Genomic DNA, 20,584 nt, shown 5'->3' with positions numbered 1-20,584 from the left:
CCCCCGCGCCGCGGGACGACGGGCCCTACGGGGCCTTCCAGCCGCGGAGCACCGTGTCGAACTGCCCGCGCATGTCGGACCAGTCCTCGGCCGGTCCCGCCATGTAGAGCGCGTACTCGGTGCCGTTCGGCGCCACGTACATCTGGTCGATGGCCCGGCGCGGCCCGGGGAAGTCCTTGCGCTCGGTCCAGGTGAACTCCCAGATCGCGGCCTGGGTGGTGCCGCGGAAGGTGTTCGGGTGCAGGGTCTGCCGCTCGTACTTCATCCGCTTGCGGACCTGCTCCTCGATGTCGAGCAGGTGGGCGTAGGGGTTGGGGAACTTCGGGTCGGGGTCGATGCCGATGCGGAGCCGGTGCTTGCCGTTGTCGGGGGTGTAGTCGATCTGGTCCCCGTCCATCTGGCGGGTCCACCCCTCCGGGACCCAGAGGCTGAAGCCCTCCGGGTCGGTGACCTGCCGCCAGCCGGCGGGCGGATTCTCCCGCGGGGCCGCGGCCCCGTCCCCGCCGCTGCCGGCGGTCCTGGTGCCGCCGTCCGTCCCGGCGGTGGCGCCGGTGGTGGACCCGGCGGTGGTGCGGCCGCCGTCCCCGGTGCCCCCCTCGCCGTCCCCGTCGAAGTACTTGAGCAGCCCGAAGGCCGCGCCGCCGCCGAGCAGGGCGGCCACCACGGCCACCACGGCGGCCCGGCGCAGCCGACCGGCGCCCGCCCGGCGGACCGTGCCGGGGCCGGTGGGGTGCCCGGGGCCGAAGGGGGGCGTGCCGTGCGGGGCGGTGGGCCCCGTCGGTCCCATCGGCCCGGTGGGGCCGGCGGGGTGCCGGGGGTCGGGGATCCCGCCGCCCGGGCCGGCCGCCGCGGGGACGGTCACGCCGGTGTGCGGGCCGGGCCGGTGACCGGGGGCCTGCGCGGTGCCGGTGCCGAACGAATGTCCGGTGCCGGTGCCGAACGACTGGGTGGGGACGTGCCGGTGGGCCTCGCGGGGCTCGCGTCCCTCCATCGCCTCGATCAGCATCTGCTCGGTCTCGGCGGCGTCGGGGCGGTCCGCCGGATCCTTGCGGAGCAGGGCGGTGATGACCGGGCCGAGGGCCCCGGACTGCCGGGGCGGCGGCGGGTCGTCGTGCACCACGGCCTGGAGGCTGGAGATGGGGGAGGTGCGGCGGAAGGGCGAGCGGGCCTCGACGGCCGTGTACAGGGTGGCGCCCAGGGACCACAGGTCGGAGGCGGGCGTGGGGGCGGCGCCGGTGACCCGCTCCGGGGCCAGGTAGTCGATGGAGCCGACGAGTTCGCCGGTGCGGGTGATGGAGGTGTCGCCCTCGATGGCGGCGATCCCGAAGTCCGTCAGCAGCACCCGGCCGTCCTTGGCCAGCAGGACGTTGCCCGGCTTCACGTCCCGGTGGAACACCCCGACCCCGTGCGCGGCGCGGAGCGCCCGCAGCACGTGCAGGCCGATCCGGGCGGCCTCGCGCGGATCGATCCGCCCGGCGGCCTTGGCGGCCTCGGCCAGGGAGGGGCCGTCGATGTACTCCATGACGATCCAGGGCCGGTCGTCGTGCTCGAACACGTCGTGGACGGTGACCACGGCCGGATGCGCGATCCGGGCCGCGGCGCGGGCCTCCTTCTGGGTCCGCGCGTGCAGCACGGCGCGGTCGGCCTCGGCGACGTACAGACCGGCCGTCAGTTCCTTGACGGCGACCGTCCGGTGCAACAGGTCGTCGTGCGCGCGCCAGACCCGCCCCATGCCGCCGCTGCCGATGGACTCGCCGAGCCGGTACCGGCCCGCGAGCACCGAACCCGCACCTGTGCTGTGATTCACGAATTCCTGCCGCTTCTCCGCTTTCGGATGGCCAGGTTACGAAGCGCGCGGGCGCGCGCGGTACCACGGGGGCCCTGCGGGGCCGCACTGTGACCCAACTGTCGGTTTCCGCAGGCGGGCAGGTTGCCTCAGGCTCCGGACCCGTAACCGGCCGTGGCCTGTCCGTAGATCTCGGTGACCTTGTCCCGACTCCCCTCGGGCCCGATGACCATCAGCACGTGGTACCGACCGCCGAGGGCGAGCACGCGGTTGCGGACGTACACCGCCCGGCCACTGGCATCGGTCCAGGTGTACTGGCCCTCCGCCATCACCTTCTGACCGACCGTGACCTGCCGGGCGTCGATCTGCTGGGACCAACTGGAGGAACGGTACGGATCCAGCTCCCGCTCGCGGTCCCGCTGGTAGCCGAGCGGGTCGGGGGTGCCGCCGACCGGGTCCCGGCCGGGCACCACGATCAGTTCGAACTCGCCGTCCGCGTAGCGGACCTGACCGGCGTCGTTGAGGGCCCGCCGGTCCCAGCCCTGGGGCACGACCACCCGGAACCCGGCGGCGTCCGTGGTCAGCACGTACCCCTTGCGCACGGCGGGGCCGGGCGTCGCCGCCGGGGTGCCGGTCCGGGCGGGGGGCCTGGTGGTCTGCGGGGCCGGGTCATGACGGGGGGTTTCCGCGGGGGACGGCGCACCCTCCCGCGGGGTGGGCGCGGCGGCCGTGGCCGGGGGCTTGGCCACCGTCTTCGCGGTGGGTTCGGTCTTCTCCGGGAGGAACACCAGCGCGTACGCCACGGCGCCCGCGAGCAGCACGAACACCCCGAGGAGGAGGTTGCGGCCGAGCGAACGGGGCGTGCCGGAGGAGCCCTTCCGGGTGGGGCGCGCGGTGGGGCGCGGGCGCCTGCCGGCCGACCCGGGGGGTCGCGGAGTGGGCTCCGGACGGGGGGTCGGTTCGGGACGCGGGGTGGGCTCGGGACGCGGGGGCTGTTCGGGACGTGCGGTCGGTTCGGGGCGCGGGGGCGCGGCCGCGGGGCGGGGGCGGTCGCCCTGCCGGTGCCGGTGCCGGTGCCGGCCGTGGCCCCCCGCGGACTTGTCCCGTCCGGGCCGGCGCTTGCGGACGAGCTCGCCGCGGCGGCGCTTGAGGGGCAGCCGGGTCGGGTCGGGCTCCGGCGCGGGCGCGGGCCGGACGGCCGCCTCCGGCTCGGGGGCGGACCGGACCAGCGAGCGCAGCCAGCCGCGCAGCTCCTCGAAATCGGGCCGCTCGGTGGGGTCCTGGCGCAGCAGCGACTCCACGACCGGGCGCAGCGGGCCGCACTCCTCGGCGAAGGCCGGCGGCTCGGAGCAGACCATCTCGACCAGTTCGGCGGCGCTGTCCTCGGGGTAGGGGGCGTGGCCCTGGACGGCGCGGTAGAGCAGGGCGCCCAGGGCCCACAGGTCGGTGGCGGGGCCGACGGGCGCGGCCAGCTGCCAATTCTCGTGCACGGGGTGGGCCTGTTCGGGGGCCCACCGCTCGGTGACGGCGCCGACGACGGCGATCCGGGTCTGCCGGGCGCGTTCGGCGGCCAGGGGGGTGGCGGGGCCCCGGTCCGGGCGGGCGGAGCGGGCGGGCTCGTCCCAGCCGCCGGTGCCGCGCGGCGGTTCCGGTGCGGGCCCGCCGGGGGTGGCGGGAGCGGGATCCGGCGTCCGCTGTTCCGGGCGCGGGGCGGGCAGGGCGGCCCGGACCCCGCCGGGCGGGGGCGCGGCGGCGGGGAGCGCACCGGGCGGTACGGGGGCCCGGGGGCCGTCGGGCGGGGTGCCGAGGGGGCGGACACCGGGCGCCCGCACGCCCGCCGGCGGTACGGGCCCACCGGCCGGCGTTCCGCTCCCCGCGGGCGGGACCTCGGGGTGTCCGGGGCCGTGCGGGGCGGGATCGGAGATCGTCGGGTCGGCCGCCGGCGCGGTGTTCTCCTGGGCGCCGTCCGGCCGGGGGGCGGGGGCGTAGCCGGCGGGCAGGGCCGGGGTGCGCGGGGTGGCGCCGTGCCAGGGGGTCGGGGCCTCCGGGTCGCCGTAGGGGTACGAGTACCCCTGGGGCAGCGTGGAGCCCTGCGGGCGGTTCTCGAGCGGGCCGGAGCGGCGCTCCTCGGCGGCCCGGGCGGCCGCCTGGGCCCCGGCCCGGTAGGCGGCCACGGCTCCGGCGCGGGCCGCGGCCCGGAGCTCGGCCTCGTCGGGACGGTTCCCGGCCGCCCCGCCGGTGGGGGCGCCGGGCAGTCCGGTGGCCCCGGGGGCGCCCGCGGGGGAAGCGGGGCGGAGCGCGGCGGGGCCGGCGGGCGAGGGGAGGGATCCGGAGGGCAGGGCTCCGGCGGTGCCCGTGCCGGCGGCGGTGGGGCCCGCGGGCGGGGCTCCGGCGGCCGTGTATCCGGTGTCGCCGGTGTTTCCGGTGTGCTCCGGGCCGGGCGAGGCCGGGCCGGCGGACCGGTGACCGGGGGGCGGGGTTCCCGGGGCCGGGGGCCGCTGCCGGGTGGGCTGCGGGAGCCCGGAGTCGGGGCGCAGGTGGTCCGGTCGCGTGTGGTCCGGGCGGCCGTGGTCCGGGCGGCCGGGTTCGGGGTGGGCGTGGTCGGGGTGGCCGGTGGGTGCGGGCGGGCCCGGGGCCGCGCTGCGGTAGGGGCCCTGCGCGGGCAGTTCCGGGGTCCGGGGCAGGGCGGGGGTGCCGGCGGTCGGGCGCGGGCCCGGCCCGCTGCCGTAGCCGGTGGCGCGGAAGGTGGCGGGCGGTCCGGGGTCGGCCGGCGGAGCGTCCTCGGCGGCGGGCACCACGTCGTAGCCGCAGAGGGCCTCCTCGGCGGCGCCGGCGGCGAGCCCGGTGAGCACGACCCGGCCGTCCTCACAGACCAGGACGGTGCGGACGGTGATGTTCCGGTGGGTCCAGCCGTGGGCGTGCAGCACGCGCAGGGCGGTCAGCACGTCGGAGGCGACCTCGGCGGCCCGGAAGGGGTTCAGCGGACGGTCGGCCAGGAGGGCGGCCAGCGGCCGGGCCCGGACCAACTCGCTCACTATCCACAGCGAACCGCCCTCGGCGAACACGTCGAAGACCTGGTCGAGCCGGGGGTGGTCGGGGATCCGGGCGGCGGACTGGGCGGCCTCGATGGCGCGGCGCACGGCCGGGTCGGTGGGCCTGCGGGTGGCGCCGCCCGCGGCCCGCCGGGCGGCGGGAGCCGGACCGGGGTGTCCCGCGTACCCCGCGTGGCCGGCCGGTTCGCCGTCGAGGAGTTCGGCGTCGACGATCTCCGGCAGCGGCACCTGACGGACCAGCACCTCCTGGCCGCTGCGGGTGTCGAAGGCCCGGGTCTCGACGAGGTCGAACTCGTCGGACGGCGGCAGCGGCAGTCGGTAGCGGTCGGCCAGGATCCTTCCCGCGTACTCCTCCACGACGCCTCCCCAGAGCGTTTCCCCCGTCACCCGCGGCCGCGGTCCGACGGCCCCGCCCATCCCCCGGCGTGGCCGCACGACCGCGGCGGCCGGCCGCCGGGCGGTGCGGGACCGGCGCGAACCGGGCCCCTTCCGGTCATCCGGGGGCCTGTTGCGGCTGCGGACGGTCCATGGCTTCTCACGATACGTCGCAGCCGCCACCCGCGTCGCGGGTCCGGGCAGGTCGACCGGAGATGATCCCGGCCGACCCGCGTGCCGCCCCCGGCGCGGTCAGCCCTTCGGCTGGAAGGTCGCGAACGCGGTCTCGCGCAGGGTCCGGCACTCGGGGCCGTCCCACTCGGCCACGGCGCAGCTGATCATGATGGCGTAGCCGTGGTCGGCGTCCACCTTGAAGCCGCGGTTCAGTATCCGGATCCGCTGACCGCCCTGTTCCCGCTCGAACTGCCAGTCGGCGACGGTCGGATAGCCGCGGTAGTCCTGCTCCGAGATCCCGATCAGCTTGTAGCCGCTGCTGCTCCGCGCGACGGCTCCGGCCAGTTGGGCCCAGGCCAACCGGGCGTCGTCCAGCGGGCTGTCGTTGAAGTCCACCTGGATCCGCGGGAAGGCGCCCTTGGCGCGGTTGTAGATGCCGCCCGACTTCTCGCCCGCTATGGCCGTGCGCCTGAAGTCCGAGGGCAGGGCCATGGTGAAGCGGAAGTCGGTGTCGGTGACCTGGGCGTATCCGGCGGGCAGGGCGGTGCCCTTGCCGTCGCCCGAGCCCGTGCCCTTGCCGGTGCCCTTGCCGCCGTCCGTGCCCGGCTCCTGGCCGGTGCCCCGGCCCTCGCCCGTGCCGGTACCGGTGCCGGCGGTGGCTCCCTTGCCGTCCGTCCCGCCCTGGGCGGCGGCGCCGGAGCTGCCGCCCCGGGCGGACTCGGCCGGGGTGGGGCCGCCCGAGGAGCTGGTGCGGTCGGGGCCGTTGGCCTTGCCGCCGGGCTCGTCGTCGTCCCCGCTGACGATGTACGCGATGACTCCGCCGATCAGGGCCAGTACGGCCACCACGGCGACCACGGCCAGGGCGATGGTCCGGCGGGGCACCACGTCGGTCAGGGGCGCGGCCGGGGCGGTGCGGGGCCCGGCGGGCCGCGCGGGGTCGCCGGCCGGGGGCTCCGCGGTGCGCGCGGCGGCGGCCCGGACGGAGGCCAGGGCGGCCTTGGCGCGCTCGCGCTTGTCGCGCTCCCGGGCCTCGCGCTTCTCCCGCTCGCGGGCGAGCCGGGCCTCCTTCTCGGCCTTGCGGGCCTCCTTCTCGGCGGCCTTCTCCGCGGCCCGTTCGGCGGCCTTCTCCGCCGCCTTGTGGGCGCCCGTGTCCGCCGTGGCCTCGGGGAGCGGCGGCAGGGCCACCACCCGGGTCTCGTCGGCCGGGGGCTCGGTGGGCTCCTCGGGGGCGTCGATCACGGCGGTCAGCAGGGCGCGGGCGCCCGCGTCGTCGAGGCGCTGCTGCGGATCCTTGGCGAGCAGGCCGTAGATGACCTCGGTGAGCGGACCGGCGTGCTGGGGCGGGTCCACCGGCTCGGTCATGACGGCGGTGAGCGTGGCGAGGGCGGAGCCCTTGTCGTAGGGGGGTACGCCTTCCACGCAGGCGTAGAGCAGTCCGCCGAGGGACCACAGGTCGGCGGGCGGACCGGGCTTGTGGCCGCGGGCCCGCTCGGGGGAGATGTAGGAGGGGGCGCCGACGAGCATGCCGGTGGAGGTGACCGAGGGGTCGCCCTCCACCTGGGCGATGCCGAAGTCGGTGAGGACCACCCGGCCGGTCTCGGAGATGAGGACGTTCGAGGGCTTCACGTCCCGGTGCAGGATGCCCTGGGTGTGCGCGGCGCGCAGCACGTCGAGGATGGCGAGGCCGACCTCGGCGGCCCGACGCGGGGTCAGGGTGCCGCGCTCCCGGATGAACTCGGCGAGGGAGGAGCCCTCGACGAGCTCCATCACGATCCACGGCCGGTCGTCCTCGTGGACCACGTCGAAGACGGTGACCGCGCTGCCGCTGCGGATCCGCGCGATGGCCTTGGCCTCGCGCAGGGTCCGGGTGATGAGGCGACGCTTCTCCTCCTCGTCGATGGCGCCGGGGAAACGGAGCTCCTTGACGGCCACGCTGCGGCCGAGGGTCTCGTCCACGGCCCGCCAGACGGTGCCCATGCCGCCCTTGCCGAGCACGCGTCCCAGCCGGTAGCGGCCGGCGAGCAACTGGCCTTCGTGGTCGGTGCTGTTCCCGCTGACGGCGAGCCCGGGGACGGCGCCGGTCCGACCCGTGGCGGCGGCGGGCGCGGCCTTCCGGACGGAGACGGGGGCGGCGGTGCCGGCGTCCTTCGGCGCCTCCGGTGCCGGGAGCCCGGCGGGGGCCTCCTTCGTCACCTCGCGCGCGGGGGGTTCACCGGCCGCGGTGGCGGGCCGGGCGTCCGACCCGGAAGCCGGGTCGGTCTCCGGCGCCGACTTCGGCTCCACCTCGGGCTTCGGCGCCGGCTCGGACTTCGGCGCCGGCTTCGTCCGCGGCTCGGGGCGGCTCCGGTCGGAACCGCCCTCCTCGGCGGCGGCGCCGTCGCCTTCGGCACGCGGGGCGGGCACGACCGCCGCGTCCGCCTTCTCCGTGCTCACCCCTCCGGGCTTCACCGTGCTCACCCCTCCGGCAGCGGCCGCGGCAGGCCCTGCCTCCGCGGGCGGCTCCGCGTCAGAATCTGTTGAAGTCTCAACTTCGTTGTCGCCGAGCCGATCCGTGACCTCGGCGGCCTCGACCCCTTCGGCGGCACCCGCCGCCCCGGACCGCTCGCCCGACACCCCGGCGGAACGGTCGACCTGCTGCGGCACGGCACCCGCGGACCGCGCGGCGACTTCCGCCCCCTCCGCCCCGGACTCCGGCGAATCCTCCGCGAGGGAAGCAACGTCGCCGCCCGCAAGGGCATCCGGCCTGCGCGTGTGCTCCGGCTTCGACATGCGTCCCCTCTGCGTTCGTGCCGACTGCGGTACACCCCCACCTCGGCAGGGAGCGTGGCAACCCGCCCCGGCAGAACCCTCATTGTTCCTCACTCCGGCACGGACGGGCGCCCGGGGTCCGCGGTTCCATCGAACCTCTGAAGAGGCTCAAGATCGTTCCGCTTCGACCCGGAACCCCGGGCTCCGCCCACGTCAGAGCGGCACGATGTCCGGCGCCCCCAACCGTGCAGCGTCCGCCGTCTGGTCGTCGGGCTGGCGCTGCGATTCCCGTTCCGCCTGCACCCTCTTCTCGTAGTGCTCGATCTCCTTCTCGATCTGCTCCTTGTCCCAGCCGAGCACCGGGGCCATCAGCTCCGCGCACTCCCGGGCGCTGCGCGTGCCCCGGTCGAAGGTCTCGATGGAGATGCGCGTCCGGCGGGTCAGCACGTCGTCCAGATGGCGGGCCCCCTCGTGCGAGGCCGCGTACACCACCTCCGCGCGCAGGTAGTCCTCCGCTCCGCCGAGCGGCTCCGCCAGGCCCGGGTCCTCCGCGATGAGCGCGAGCAGTTCCTCCGTCAGGGAGCCGTAGCGGTTGAGGAGGTGTTCCACCCGGGCCACGTGCAGACCGGTCCGCGCGGCCGTCCGGGCCCGGGCGTTCCACAGCGCCTTGTACCCCTCGGCGCCCAACAGCGGCACGTCCTCCGTGACACAGGCCGCCACCCGCTGGTCCAGCCCGTGCACCGCCTCGTCCACGGCGTCCTTGGCCATCACCCGGTAGGTGGTGTACTTGCCGCCCGCCACCACCACCAGCCCGGGGGCCGGATGGGCGACCGTGTGCTCCCGGGAGAGCTTGCTCGTGGCGTCCGACTCGCCCGCCAGCAGCGGGCGCAGCCCCGCGTACACCCCCTGCACGTCCTCCCGGGTGAGCGGGACGGCGAGGACGGAGTTCACGTGCTCCAGCAGGTAGTCGATGTCGGCGCTGGAGGCGGCCGGGTGGGCCTTGTCCAGGTCCCAGTCGGTGTCCGTGGTGCCCACGATCCAGTGCCGCCCCCACGGGATCACGAACAGCACCGACTTCTCCGTGCGCAGGATCAGCCCGCTGGTCGAGTGGATGCGGTCCTTCGGTACGACCAGATGGATGCCCTTCGAGGCGCGGACGTGGAACTGGCCGCGCTCGCCGATCAGCGCCTGGGTGTCGTCCGTCCACACCCCGGTGGCGTTCACGATCTGCTTGGCGCGGATCTCGTACTCCCCGCCGCCCTCGACGTCCTGCACCCGGGCGCCCACCACCCGCTCGCCCTCCCGGAGGAAGCCGACCACCCGGGCCCGGTTCGCCACGTGGGCCCCGTAGGCCGCGGACGTGCGGACCAGCGTGGCCACGAAGCGGGCGTCGTCCATCTGGGCGTCGTAGTACTGGAGCGCGCCCACCAGGGCGTCCTTGCGGAGGCAGGGCGCCACCCGCAGGGCGTGCCGGCGGGTCAGGTGGCGGTGGACCGGCAGCCCGCGCCCGTGCCCGCTGGAGACGGACATGGCGTCGTACAGGGCCACGCCCGAGCCCGCGTAGAACCGCTCCCACCCCTTGTGCTGCAAGGGATAGAGGAAGGGCACCGGCTTGACCAGGTGCGGGGCCAGCCGCTCCAGGAGCAGCCCGCGCTCCTTCAGCGCCTCCCGGACCAGGGCGAAGTCCAGCATCTCCAGGTACCGCAGGCCGCCGTGGATCAGCTTGCTCGATCTACTGGAGGTGCCCGAGGCCCAGTCCCTGGCCTCCACCAGGCCCGTCGCCAGACCGCGGGTGACCGCGTCGAGCGCGGTGCCCGCGCCGACCACCCCCGCGCCCACGACCAGCACGTCCAGCTCGCGCTCGGCCATTCTCGCCAGCGCCTCCGTGCGCTGCGCGGGTCCCAGTGTCGCTGTCCTCACCGCTGCCTCCCGTCGGTGCGGGTGATCCCGCTCACATCCCCCTGGTCCCGATTCTGACCGGAGGTCCCCACATCGGCCACCGCCTGTGGACAACACACGGGCGACCGCCGCTCCACAATGCCGCAGATCGGTCATATATACGCCTAGTCTGACATTGCGCCAGCTCACGCTGTCCACAGGACTTGCGCGCCCAGCCCTCTCCGGTTAGGGAAGGACGGCCACCCCCATGCCCGCAGACCTCGCCGTCATCGGCCTCGGCCACCTCGGCCTCCCGCTCGCCCAGGCCGCCGTCGCCGCAGGCATCCAGACCATCGGGTACGACGTCGGCCCGGCGACCGACGGCCCGCTCACCGCCGCCGAGATCCGCCGGATGTCCGCCGCCGGATTCCGCGTCACCACCGATCCGGCCGCATTGGGCCGCGTCCGCACCGCCGTCATCTGCGCGCCCACCTCCCTCGGCCCGGACCGGGCCCCGGACCTGTCCGCGGTCGGCGAGGCCGCCCGGGCCCTGGCCGCCCGGCTGCGCCCGCACACCACCGTCATCCTGGAGTCCGCCGCCCATCCGGGGGTCACCGAGGACTACCTGCGCCCCCTCCTGGAGGCCGGTTCCGGACTGCGGGCGGGCCGCGACTTCCACCTGGCCTACTCCCCCAGCAGGCTGGACCCCGGCAACCGCACCCACGGCTTCGCCAACACCCCCAAGGTCATCGGCGGGCTCACCTCGGCCTGCACCGAGTCCGCCGCCGCCTTCTACGCCCGCCTCACCGACAAGGTGGTCCGGACCCGCGGTCTGCGCGAGGCGGAGACCGTCCAGCTGCTGGAGACCACCTACCGGCACGTGAACATCGCCCTCGCCAACGAGATGGCCGTCCTCTGCCACGACATCGGCGTGGACCTCTGGGACGTGATCCGCTGCGCGGAGACCAAGCCGTACGGCTTCCAGGCGTTCCGCCCCGGCCCCGGCGTGGGCGGCCACGGGGTCCCCCTGGACCCCAACTACCTCCCCCACACCCCCCGCACCCCCGGTCACCCGCTGCGCATGATGGGCCTGGCCCAGGAGGTCAACGGGCGGATGCCGCAGTACGTCATCCAGCGCTGCGCCACCCTGCTGAACGAGCACGGCAAGTCCGCCCGCGGCGCCCGGGTGCTGCTGCTGGGGGTCACGTACAAGCCGGACCTCGCCGACCAGGAGGGCTCACCGGCCCGGGAGATCGCCAGCCGGCTCCTCGACCTGGGCGCCCTGATCAGCTACCACGACCCGTACATCGCGGGGTGGCGGGTCCGGGACCAGCCGGTGCCGCGCGCGGAGTCCCTGTACGAGGCCGCGGCCACCGCCGACCTCACCCTGCTGCTCCAGCACCACCGCACCTACGACCTCCAGGGCCTGTCGGTGAAGGCCCAGCTCCTCCTCGACACCCGGGGCGCCACCCCGGTGGGCGCGGCCCACCGCCTCTGAGGCGCGCGGACGCCGAAAGGCCCGGCCCCGCCCCACGTGATCCGTGGGCGGGCCGGGCCTTTCCGGTGCGTGCGGGCCGGTCAGCGGCGGTGCTGGGAGTCCGCGACGGTGACCTCGACGCGCTGGAACTCCTTGAGCTCGCTGTAGCCGGTGGTGGCCATGGAGCGGCGGAGGGCGCCGAAGAGGTTCATGGAGCCGTCCGGGGTGTGCGAGGGACCGGTGAGGATCTCCTCGGTGGTGCCCACGGTGCCCAGGTCGACCTTCTTGCCGCGCGGCACGTCCTCGTGGACGGCCTCCATGCCCCAGTGGTGGCCCTTGCCGGGCGCGTCGGTGGCACGGGCCAGCGGGGAGCCCATCATGACGGCGTCGGCGCCGCAGGCGATGGCCTTGGGCAGGTCGCCGGACCAACCCACGCCGCCGTCGGCGATGACGTGCACGTAGCGGCCGCCGGACTCGTCCATGTAGTCGCGGCGGGCCGCGGCCACGTCGGCCACGGCGGTGGCCATCGGGACCTGGATGCCGAGGACGTTGCGGGTGGTGTGCGCGGCGCCGCCGCCGAAGCCCACCAGCACGCCGGCCGCGCCGGTGCGCATCAGATGCAGGGCCGCGGTGTAGGTGGCGCAGCCGCCGACGATCACCGGGACGTCCAGCTCGTAGATGAACTGCTTCAGGTTCAGCGGCTCGGAGGCGCCGGAGACGTGCTCGGCGGAGACCGTGGTGCCGCGGATCACGAAGATGTCCACGCCCGCGTCCACGACCGCCTTGGAGAACTGGGCGGTGCGCTGCGGGGAGAGCGCGGCGGCGGTGACGACACCGGAGTCGCGCACCTCCTTGATGCGCTGCCCGATCAGGTCGGCCTGGATCGGGGCCGCGTAGATCTCCTGGAGGCGGCGGGTCGCGGTCTCCTCGGGGAGCTCCGCGATCTCGTCCAGGAGCGGCTGCGGGTCCTCGTGGCGGGTCCACAGACCCTCCAGGTTCAGCACGCCGAGGCCGCCGAGCTCACCGATGCGGATGGCGGTCTGCGGGGAGACGACCGAGTCCATGGGGGCCGCGAGGAAGGGCAGCTCGAACCGGTAGGCGTCGATCTGCCAGGCGATCGAGACCTCCTTCGGGTCCCGCGTGCGGCGGCTGGGGACGATGGCGATGTCATCGAACGCGTACGCCCGGCGGCCGCGCTTGCCGCGCCCGATCTCGATCTCAGTCACGTGTGGTGGCCTTTCCCTTTTGGCTACTGCCCGTCCAGTATCCCCGAACGCCGGACGGACGCGTCCCGGCGACCGCTGTACGGGACGGGACCCGCGGCACGCCGCGGGGGCGGGGCCCGGACCAGGAGGTCCGGGGCCCCGCCCCCGCGGTCGGCGCGCTCAGCCCTTGCGGGAGTAGTTCGGCGCCTCGACGGTCATCTGGATGTCGTGCGGGTGGCTCTCCTTGAGCCCCGCCGAGGTGATCCGGACGAACCGGCCGCGGTCCTGGAGCTCGGGGACGGTGCGACCGCCCACGTAGAACATCGACTGGCGCAGGCCGCCGACGAGCTGGTGGACCACCGCGGAGAGCGGGCCGCGGTAGGGCACCTGGCCCTCGATGCCCTCGGGGATGAGCTTGTCGTCGCCGCCCACGCCCTCCTGGAAGTACCGGTCCTTGGAGAAGGACTTGCGGTCCCCGCGGGACTGCATGGCGCCCAGCGAGCCCATGCCCCGGTAGGACTTGAACTGCTTGCCGTTGATGAAGAGCAGCTCGCCCGGGGACTCCTCGCAGCCCGCGAGCAGGGAGCCGAGCATCACGGTGTCGGCACCGGCCACCAGGGCCTTGGCGATGTCACCGGAGTACTGGAGGCCGCCGTCGCCGATGACCGGGACCCCGGCCGCCTTCGCGGCGAGGGAGGCCTCGTAGATGGCGGTGACCTGCGGGACGCCGATGCCGGCGACCACGCGGGTGGTACAGATCGAGCCGGGGCCCACCCCGACCTTGATGCCGTCCACGCCCGAGTCGATCAGGGCCTGGGCACCGTCGCGGGTGGCGACGTTGCCGCCGACCACGTCCACGGAGGAGTTCGACTTGATCTTGGCGACCATGTCGCCGACCAGGCGGGAGTGGCCGTGGGCGGTGTCGACGACGATGAAGTCGGCGCCCGCCTCGATCAGGGCCTGGGCCCGCTCGTAGGCGTCCCCGGCCACACCGACGGCGGCGCCGACCAGCAGACGGCCGTCCTTGTCCTTGGCGGCGTTCGGGTACTTCTCCGCCTTGACGAAGTCCTTGACGGTGATGAGGCCCTTGAGGATGCCCGCCTCGTCCACCAGCGGCAGCTTCTCGATCTTGTGGCGGCGCAGCAGCTCCATGGCGTCCACGCCGGAGATCCCGACCTTGCCCGTGACCAGCGGCATCGGGGTCATGACCTCGCGCACCTGGCGGCTGCGGTCCGACTCGAAGGCCATGTCGCGGTTGGTGACGATGCCGAGGAGCTTGCCGGCGGGGTCGGTGACCGGGACGCCGGAGATCCGGAACTTTGCGCAGAGCTCGTCGGCCTCGCGGAGCGTGGCGTCCGGGTGCACGGTGATCGGGTCCGTGACCATGCCGGACTCGGAGCGCTTGACCAGGTCGACCTGGTTGGCCTGGTCGGCGATGGAGAGGTTGCGGTGCAGGACGCCCACGCCGCCCTGGCGGGCCATCGCGATGGCCATGCGGGCCTCGGTGACCTTGTCCATGGCGGCCGACAGCAGCGGGACGTTGACGCGCACGTTCCGCGAGATCAGGGAGGAGGTGTCGATCTCGTCCGGCGCCATGTCCGACGAGCCCGGCAGCAGCAGGACGTCGTCGTAGGTCAGCCCGAGCGAGGCGAATTTGTCGGGCACTCCGTCACCGTTGACTGTCATGACACCTTCCCAATGGTCTTGCTCAGCGCGGATGTCCATGCTAACGGGACAGCGAGGCGTCTCATTCCACGATCAAGATCGACCCCGATTTTCGTTGCATCCTACGAGTTTCAAGATCCAACGAAAGGCGCATGGAGGACTACTGCTCCGCCAGGGCTCGCAGCCGGCTGAGCGCCCGGTGCTGGGCCACCCGGACGGCACCCGGGGACATCCCGAGCATCTGCCCGGTCTCCTCGGCCGTCAGCCCGACGGCCACCCGGAGCACCAACAGCTCGCGCTGGTTCTCGGGGAGGTTGGCGAGGAGCTTCTTGGCCCAGGCGGCGTCGCTGCTGAGCAGCGCCCGCTCCTCCGGACCGAGGGAGTCGTCGGGCCGCTCCGGCATCTCGTCGGAGGGCACGGCCGTGCTCCCGGGGTGCCGCATGGCCGCCCGCTGGAGGTCGGCCACCTTGTGCGCGGCGATCGCGAAGACGAAGGCTTCGAAGGGGCGGCCGGTGTCGCGGTACCGCGGCAGCGCCATCAGCACGGCGACGCAGACCTCCTGGGCCAGGTCCTCCACGAAGTGCCGGGCGTCGCCGGGCAGCCGCGAGAGCCGGGTGCGGCAGTAGCGCAGGGCCAGCGGGTGCACGTGGGCCAGGAGGTCGTGGGTGGCCTGCTCGTCCCCCTCGACGGCCCGGCGGACCAGGGCCCCGACGGGGTTGGTCACCGGCGGGGTCACGGAAGCGGTCGTGGCGCTGCCGGTGGGGCCGCTCGCGGCGGGGCCGGCGGCGGTGCTCGCGGAGCCCGCGGCGGGGCCCGTGGCCGTGGTGGACCCCGGGGCCTCGTCGTCGCGCATCAATCCATGGTGCCCTGACGCGCCGGCATCCGCGGCACCGTGGTCGGGGTTGTGCACCGAAGCGTTATGAGCGGGCGCGCCGGATCCCATCGTCAACGCCCTCCCCTCCCGCTCGGCCGAATGGTCCCGGAGGAGCGGTGCCCGGTACGGGCCGCTCTCCGAGCTCTCCACCCTCAAGCATGCGGCATCGCGCACGAAGCGACACGTCCCCTGGATTCTGCCCCCACAACCCCCTCGCGCACACCGGGTACGACAAGACTGGTGCCGACGGCCGGGACCCCGTCCCGCCACGGGACGCGCCGCCCCGTCCGCCGCGCGGCGGACGGGGACCGCATCGCGATCAGCGGACCAGGCCCCAGCGGAACCCCAGCGCCACGGCGTGCGCCCGGTCGGAGGCGCCCAGCTTCTTGAAGAGGCGGCGGGCGTGGGTCTTGACCGTGTCCTCGGAGAGGAACAGCTCGCGGCCGATCTCGGCGTTGGAGCGACCGTGGCTCATGCCCTCCAGCACCTGGATCTCGCGCGCGGTGAGGGTGGGTGCGGCGCCCATCTCGGCCGAGCGCAGGCGCCGGGGGGCGAGCCGCCAGGTGGGATCGGCCAGGGCCTGGGTGACGGTCGCGCGGAGTTCGGCGCGCGAGGCGTCCTTGTGCAGGTAGCCGCGGGCCCCGGCGGCGACCGCGAGGGCCACGCCGTCCAGGTCCTCGGCCACGGTGAGCATGATGATGCGGGCGCCGGGGTCGGCGGAGAGGAGCCGGCGGACGGTCTCGACGCCGCCGAGTCCGGGCATCCGCACGTCCATCAGAATCAGATCGGATCGGTCGGCACCCCAGCGGCGGAGGACTTCCTCGCCGTTGGCGGCCGTCGTCACGCGCTCGACGCCGGGCACGGTCGCAACCGCGCGACGGAGCGCTTCTCGGGCAAGCGGGGAGTCGTCGCAGACGAGGACGGAAGTCATGACCGCCCTCCGCAGCTGCTGATGCGCGTCACCTTGAGCCTCCAGGCTGGTACGTATCGTCACCTGTGCGGTCGATGCCCTCGGACAGCCGTCCGAGGGCGCCTTCTTTCAACCGCCTTCGCACTCTCAACGATGGTCACTCGAAAGAGTTACGGGTCGGACGGACACCTTCGGCACTCTACGTGAGGAAGCCGACACGGTGCGGACGCCACGAGTCGCGCGTCCTCCATCTGGAGCTATGCCCTATTTGGCGGCTTTCCTTCCGTTTGGTGTGTGTCTGAGGCTAGATTCCCCATGAGTCATATTTACATCTTCTCGGATAGTAGATGTGACGACTTGGACCGTATCCGCGTCAGTACCGGCTGCAATGAGGACTAGCTATGGCAGATTTCTCCCGCCTCCCCGGACCGAACGCCGACCTCTGGGACTGGCAGCTGCTCGCTGCCTGCCGGGGAGTGGACAGCTCCCTGTTCTTCCACCCGGAGGGCGAGCGGGGTGCGGCCCGGAGCGCGCGCGAAGCCTCGGCCAAAGAGGTCTGCATGAGATGCCCGGTGCGCGCCCAGTGCGCCGCGCACGCACTCGCCGTACGCGAGCCCTACGGGGTGTGGGGGGGCCTCACCGAAGACGAACGGGAGGAGCTGATGGGCCGCGCCCGCCACCGCCTGGTCACCTCGACCGGAGCGGCCGGGACCCCCGCGCACTGACCTCGGGTCAGCGCGCACCGTCCCCGCTCACTGAAGGAACGTTTCTTCGAATCCGAGGGTCCGCGGCGCGCCCCGCCGGGCGCGCCGCACCCGCACGCATCCGCACGCGCCGGGGCCGACTAGGTCGTGTCTTTTGGATCTTGCCGGTGAGGCCCGCGGCGTCTGGTGCCGGGCATCGCAAGGCGCCGGGAAGCCTGCCTACTGGACGTAATCAGGCTTTCCGGCAACGCCGCGAGGTGCGGTGCCAGGCGGCGCGGGCCAGGCAAGATCCGGAAGACACGGCCTAGCGGGCCGCGGCCCGTTCCAGTTCGTCCAGGGTGGCGGCGACGGCCGGGACCCGGGCGAGGTCGGGGAGGGTCAGCGCGACCACCTCGCGCTCCACCGCGGGCTCGACGACCACCGTGCGGGTGCCCTTGGCCCGTACCGACTCGACGGCGAGCTCGGGCAGCACGGCCACCCCGAGCCCGGCGCCGACCAGGCCGACCACGGCCGGGTAGTCGTCGGTGGCGAAGTCGATCCGGGGGGTGAAGCCGACCTCCTCGCACACGTCGACCAGGTGCCGGCGGCAGCGCGGGCAGCCCGCGATCCACGGGTCGCCGGCCAGCTCCGCCATGGCCACCCGCCCTTCCCCGGAGAGCCGGTGCCCCTCGGGGAGCAGCCCGACGAGCTTGTCGGTGAGCAGCGGCCGGACCACGAGGTCGGCCCATTCGGCCGGGTCGGCCGCTCCGGAGTAGCGGAAGGCGAGGGCCACGTCGCAGTCGCCCTCGCGGAGCATCTCCACCGAGCGCGGGGGCTCGGCCTCGACCAGGGAGACCCGGGTGCCGGGGTGGGCCTCGCGCAGGGCGGCGAGCGCGGTGGGCACCAGGGTGGAGCTGCCGCTCGGGAAGGAGACCAGGCGGACCCGGCCGGCGCGCAGGCCCGCGATGGCGGCGACCTCCTCCTCGGCGGCGGTCAGGCCGGCGAGGATGCCGGCCGCGTGCCGCACCAGGGCCTCGCCTGCCTGGGTCAGGCGCATCTCGCGGCCGGTCCGGATGAGCAGGGGGGTGCCCGTGGACTGTTCCAGGGCCTTCATCTGCTGACTGACGGCGGGCTGGGTGCAGCCCAGTTCGCGGGCGGCGGCGGAGAAGGAGCCCGTGGCGGCCACGGCGCGCAGGACTCGGAGATGGCGTGCCTCGATCACCCTTCGAGCATAAGCCTCTCTTTGACAGAAGCGCCAATACTCACTGGCCGCTTTGGGGGTCCTGGGTTACCGTGCCCGCATGCACCTGATTTCCGTCAATCTGGGCCGCGCCACCGCCGTGGACTACACCGACACCGAGGGCGGGCTGACCGGCATCGGCAAGCGGCCGACCGAGGGCCCCGTGAAGGTCTTCGCCCCCGGGCCGAAGGGGACCGCCGGGAGCGGCGTGGCCGGGGACGACATCTGCGACCTGCGGCACCACGGCGGGGACCACCAGGCGGTGTACGCCTACGCGCGCGAGGACCTCGACTGGTGGGAGGGCGAGCTGGGCCGGCCGCTGGGCGGCGGTCTCTTCGGGGAGAACCTCACCACCTCGGGGTTGGACGTGAACGGCGCCCTGATCGGGGAGCGTTGGCGGATCGGTCCCGAGGTGGAGCTGGAGGTGGCGGCGGCGCGGATCCCGTGCCGGACCTTCCAGGGGGCGCTCGGCGAGGGCGGCTGGGTGAAGCGGTTCACCACGGCCCGTCGGCCGGGGGCGTACCTGCGGGTGGTGCGGGAGGGCGAGATCGCCGCGGGCGACGCGGTGGAGGTGGTGCACCGGCCGGACCACGGGATCTCGGTGGAGCTGTGGTTCCGCGCCTACACCGTGGAACGGACCCTGTTGCCGCGGCTGCTGGAGGCGGGCGAGGCACTGGATCCGGGGGCGCGGGAGAAGGCGCTGCGGTACGCGGAGGGGGCGGGGCGGAGCGGATCGCGGGCCGGGGGCGGAAGCTGACGGTCCGTACGGCTAGGTTGCCCGTATGACGACTGCGCTGATTACGGGTTCCACGGCGGGCATCGGCGCCGCCTTCGCACGGCGGCTGGCCGCCCGGGGGAACAACCTGGTGCTGGTGGCCCGGGACACCCGGCGGCTCCGGGAGCAGGCCACCGAACTGCACGACCGGCACGGCATCGAGGCCGAGGTGCTGACCGCGGACCTGTCCACGGAGGAGGGCATCGCGGCGGTCGAGGCGCGGCTCGGCGACCGTCGGGACCCGGTGGACCTGCTGGTGAACAACGCGGGCTTCGGGAACAAGGGCCGGTTCCTGGAGGTCTCCATGGCCGACGAGCTGACCATGTTGAAGGTGCACGTGGAGGCGGTGCTGCGGCTGACCGCGGCGGCCACGGAGTCCATGCGCGAGCGGCGTCGGGGCGGCGTGGTGAACGTGGCCTCGGTGGCGGCGTTCGTGCCGCGCGGCACGTACGGGGCGAGCAAGTCCTGGGTGGTGCAGTTCACCCAGGGCGCGGCCCGGGACCTGGCGGGCTCCGGGGTGCGGCTGATGGCGCTGTGCCCCGGCTTCGTCCGCACCGAGTTCCACGCGCGCGCCGGGATGGGCACCGAGAACATCCCGAACTGGCTCTGGCTGGACGCGGACAAGCTGGTCGCGGCGGCCCTGACGGACCTGGAGCGGGGCCGTACGGTCTCGATCCCGGACCCGCGCTACAAGGCGCTGATGGGCGTGGTGAAGCTGACCCCCCGCGGACTGCTGGGCGGGGTCTCCTCGCGGGCGGGCCGGTCGTACGGACCGAAGTGAGCCGCGCGGCCGGGGTCGGGGCGGGGCGGGGCGGCGGGTCCGTCCCCGGACGCGGGCCGGTACCGCCGGGGCACGGCCGGTCACCCTTCCCCGGTGACCGGCCAGTAAACCCGCCAATCGCGTGAAATCTCCCTAAACTGGACATGTTCCTTCCAGCTCGGGAGTCGCCATGACCTTCGTGCAGATCATCGATTACGAAACCAGCCACTACGAGGACGTGTCCGCGCTCGTGGACCGCTACCTCCGGCAGAGCCAGGGCAGGCGGACCGTCACGCACAGCCTGATCGGCAAGGACCGCGAGTCCGCCACGCACTACGTGGACGTGGTCGAGTTCCCCTCGTACGAGGTGGCCATGGAGAACTCGCGGCTCCCGGAGACGGACCGGATGTTCCGGGAGATGGTGGAGCTCTGCGACGGGATGCCGAAGTTCACCAACCTCGACGTGGTCCGCGACGAACACCTCAACACCCACCTGGTGAACCGGATGTTCGACGAGGTGGCCATGGGCGGGCGGTACGAGGTCATCGAGGAGGTCTTCACCTCCGACTACCTCGACCACGACGTCGGCAAGGCGTCCGACGACCGCGGGCGGGAGGCGGTCCGGCACGACGTGGAGGGGTGGCGGTCCGCCTTCGACTTCACCTTCCGCCGGGAGGCCCAGCTCGCCGAAGGCGACCTGGTGACCACCGTGTGGACCTGGACCGGCACGCACAAGGGCGAGTTCCTGGGCATGGCCCCGACCGGGCGGACCTGCACCATGCCGGGGACGACCACCTTCCGCTGCCGGGACGGGCAGATCGCCGAGGGGTGGTGGCACTACGACGCCATGGGTCTGATGCGGCAGCTCGGCGCCGCCTGACGGGGCCCCGCCCGGCCCCGCACCGCGACCGGGTATCGGCATGGTGCTCGACGACTACCTCGCGCACGCCGCGGAACCGGAGTTCGAACGGGCCCGCCGCG

General features: G+C 74.3%; 14 protein-coding genes. 5 read left to right on the top strand and 9 right to left on the bottom strand.

All coding sequences use genetic code 11. The annotated features are described in order from the left end of the window. Positions 1 to 25: 25 nt before the first annotated feature. From ABTZ17_RS25925 to ABTZ17_RS25910, 4 genes are all read right to left on the bottom strand, one after another. On the bottom strand, positions 26 to 1,807 hold the full coding sequence (locus ABTZ17_RS25925) for a serine/threonine-protein kinase (protein ID WP_352198117.1): 1,782 nt from the start codon (positions 1,805 to 1,807) through the stop codon (positions 26 to 28). A gap of 128 nt (positions 1,808 to 1,935) precedes the next feature. Then, positions 1,936 to 5,196 carry a serine/threonine kinase C-terminal domain-containing protein gene (locus ABTZ17_RS25920; protein WP_352198116.1) on the bottom strand — a complete coding sequence of 1,087 codons (3,261 nt, stop codon included), beginning with the start codon at positions 5,194 to 5,196 and terminating at the stop codon, positions 1,936 to 1,938. Positions 5,197 to 5,466: 270 nt separating this feature from the next. Beyond that, on the bottom strand, positions 5,467 to 7,821 hold the full coding sequence (locus ABTZ17_RS25915; RefSeq protein ID WP_502994849.1) for a serine/threonine-protein kinase: 2,355 nt from the start codon (positions 7,819 to 7,821) through the stop codon (positions 5,467 to 5,469). A gap of 528 nt (positions 7,822 to 8,349) precedes the next feature. Further along, a complete protein-coding gene (locus ABTZ17_RS25910) occupies positions 8,350 to 10,056 on the bottom strand; it encodes a glycerol-3-phosphate dehydrogenase/oxidase (RefSeq protein WP_352198115.1) in 1,707 nt (568 codons plus the stop codon). A 226-nt stretch (positions 10,057 to 10,282) separates the two neighbouring features. Here ABTZ17_RS25910 and ABTZ17_RS25905 point away from each other — a divergent pair, with 226 nt between their 5' ends. Then, a complete protein-coding gene (locus ABTZ17_RS25905; RefSeq protein WP_352198114.1) occupies positions 10,283 to 11,512 on the top strand; it encodes a nucleotide sugar dehydrogenase in 1,230 nt (409 codons plus the stop codon). Between the two features lie 80 nt (positions 11,513 to 11,592). Here the strand turns inward: ABTZ17_RS25905 and ABTZ17_RS25900 are convergent, their stop codons facing one another. The 4 genes from ABTZ17_RS25900 to ABTZ17_RS25885 form a co-directional block, all read right to left on the bottom strand. Next, positions 11,593 to 12,717, bottom strand: coding sequence for a GuaB3 family IMP dehydrogenase-related protein (locus ABTZ17_RS25900; protein WP_352198113.1), 1,125 nt, complete (start codon positions 12,715 to 12,717; stop codon positions 11,593 to 11,595). A gap of 159 nt (positions 12,718 to 12,876) precedes the next feature. Continuing rightward, positions 12,877 to 14,382, bottom strand: coding sequence for an IMP dehydrogenase (gene guaB / locus ABTZ17_RS25895; protein WP_352198112.1), 1,506 nt, complete (start codon positions 14,380 to 14,382; stop codon positions 12,877 to 12,879). Positions 14,383 to 14,521: 139 nt separating this feature from the next. Then, positions 14,522 to 15,214 carry a sigma-70 family RNA polymerase sigma factor gene (locus tag ABTZ17_RS25890; protein WP_352198111.1) on the bottom strand — a complete coding sequence of 231 codons (693 nt, stop codon included), beginning with the start codon at positions 15,212 to 15,214 and terminating at the stop codon, positions 14,522 to 14,524. 340 nt (positions 15,215 to 15,554) lie between these two features. Continuing rightward, the gene (locus tag ABTZ17_RS25885) at positions 15,555 to 16,166 is read right to left on the bottom strand and encodes a response regulator transcription factor (RefSeq protein ID WP_003948568.1); all 612 of its coding nucleotides are present in this window, start codon (positions 16,164 to 16,166) and stop codon (positions 15,555 to 15,557) included. A 380-nt stretch (positions 16,167 to 16,546) separates the two neighbouring features. Here ABTZ17_RS25885 and ABTZ17_RS25880 point away from each other — a divergent pair, with 380 nt between their 5' ends. Next, entirely contained in the window at positions 16,547 to 16,870 is a 324-nt protein-coding gene (locus tag ABTZ17_RS25880; RefSeq protein WP_352198110.1) for a WhiB family transcriptional regulator, read from the top strand. A gap of 283 nt (positions 16,871 to 17,153) precedes the next feature. Here the strand turns inward: ABTZ17_RS25880 and ABTZ17_RS25875 are convergent, their stop codons facing one another. Continuing rightward, positions 17,154 to 18,050: a LysR family transcriptional regulator gene (locus ABTZ17_RS25875; RefSeq protein ID WP_352198109.1), complete on the bottom strand. Its 897-nt coding sequence runs from the start codon at positions 18,048 to 18,050 to the stop codon at positions 17,154 to 17,156. A 79-nt stretch (positions 18,051 to 18,129) separates the two neighbouring features. Between ABTZ17_RS25875 and ABTZ17_RS25870 the strand changes: the two genes are divergently transcribed. The 3 genes from ABTZ17_RS25870 to ABTZ17_RS25860 all read left to right on the top strand — a co-directional run bounded on the left by ABTZ17_RS25870 (position 18,130) and on the right by ABTZ17_RS25860 (position 20,483). Then, the gene (locus tag ABTZ17_RS25870; protein WP_352198108.1) at positions 18,130 to 18,825 is read left to right on the top strand and encodes an MOSC domain-containing protein; all 696 of its coding nucleotides are present in this window, start codon (positions 18,130 to 18,132) and stop codon (positions 18,823 to 18,825) included. A 25-nt stretch (positions 18,826 to 18,850) separates the two neighbouring features. Beyond that, positions 18,851 to 19,624, top strand: a complete 774-nt coding sequence (locus ABTZ17_RS25865) for an SDR family NAD(P)-dependent oxidoreductase (RefSeq protein ID WP_352198107.1) — start codon at positions 18,851 to 18,853, stop codon at positions 19,622 to 19,624. 169 nt (positions 19,625 to 19,793) lie between these two features. Then, positions 19,794 to 20,483: an ester cyclase gene (locus ABTZ17_RS25860; protein ID WP_352198106.1), complete on the top strand. Its 690-nt coding sequence runs from the start codon at positions 19,794 to 19,796 to the stop codon at positions 20,481 to 20,483. Positions 20,484 to 20,584: the final 101 nt, after the last annotated feature.

The organism is Streptomyces sp. NPDC097619 (genome assembly GCF_040302735.1).
Lineage (GTDB): Bacteria > Actinomycetota > Actinomycetes > Streptomycetales > Streptomycetaceae > Streptomyces.
Note: the sequence above shows the minus strand (reverse complement) of the source record. Positions and strands in the feature narration are given on the sequence as shown.

Bases quoted from the DNA above. Each gene is read 5' to 3' on its own strand.
- ABTZ17_RS25885 (WP_003948568.1), bottom strand. From the start codon at position 16,166: ATGACTTCCGTCCTCGTCTGCGACGACTCCCCGCTTGCCCGAGAAGCG.
- ABTZ17_RS25865 (WP_352198107.1), top strand. From the start codon at position 18,851: ATGACGACTGCGCTGATTACGGGTTCCACGGCGGGCATCGGCGCCGCC.
- ABTZ17_RS25905 (WP_352198114.1), top strand. From the start codon at position 10,283: ATGCCCGCAGACCTCGCCGTCATCGGCCTCGGCCACCTCGGCCTCCCG.
- ABTZ17_RS25870 (WP_352198108.1), top strand. From the start codon at position 18,130: ATGCACCTGATTTCCGTCAATCTGGGCCGCGCCACCGCCGTGGACTAC.
- ABTZ17_RS25860 (WP_352198106.1), top strand. From the start codon at position 19,794: ATGACCTTCGTGCAGATCATCGATTACGAAACCAGCCACTACGAGGAC.
- ABTZ17_RS25880 (WP_352198110.1), top strand. From the start codon at position 16,547: ATGGCAGATTTCTCCCGCCTCCCCGGACCGAACGCCGACCTCTGGGAC.
- ABTZ17_RS25890 (WP_352198111.1), bottom strand. From the start codon at position 15,214: ATGCGCGACGACGAGGCCCCGGGGTCCACCACGGCCACGGGCCCCGCC.
- guaB (WP_352198112.1), bottom strand. From the start codon at position 14,382: ATGACAGTCAACGGTGACGGAGTGCCCGACAAATTCGCCTCGCTCGGG.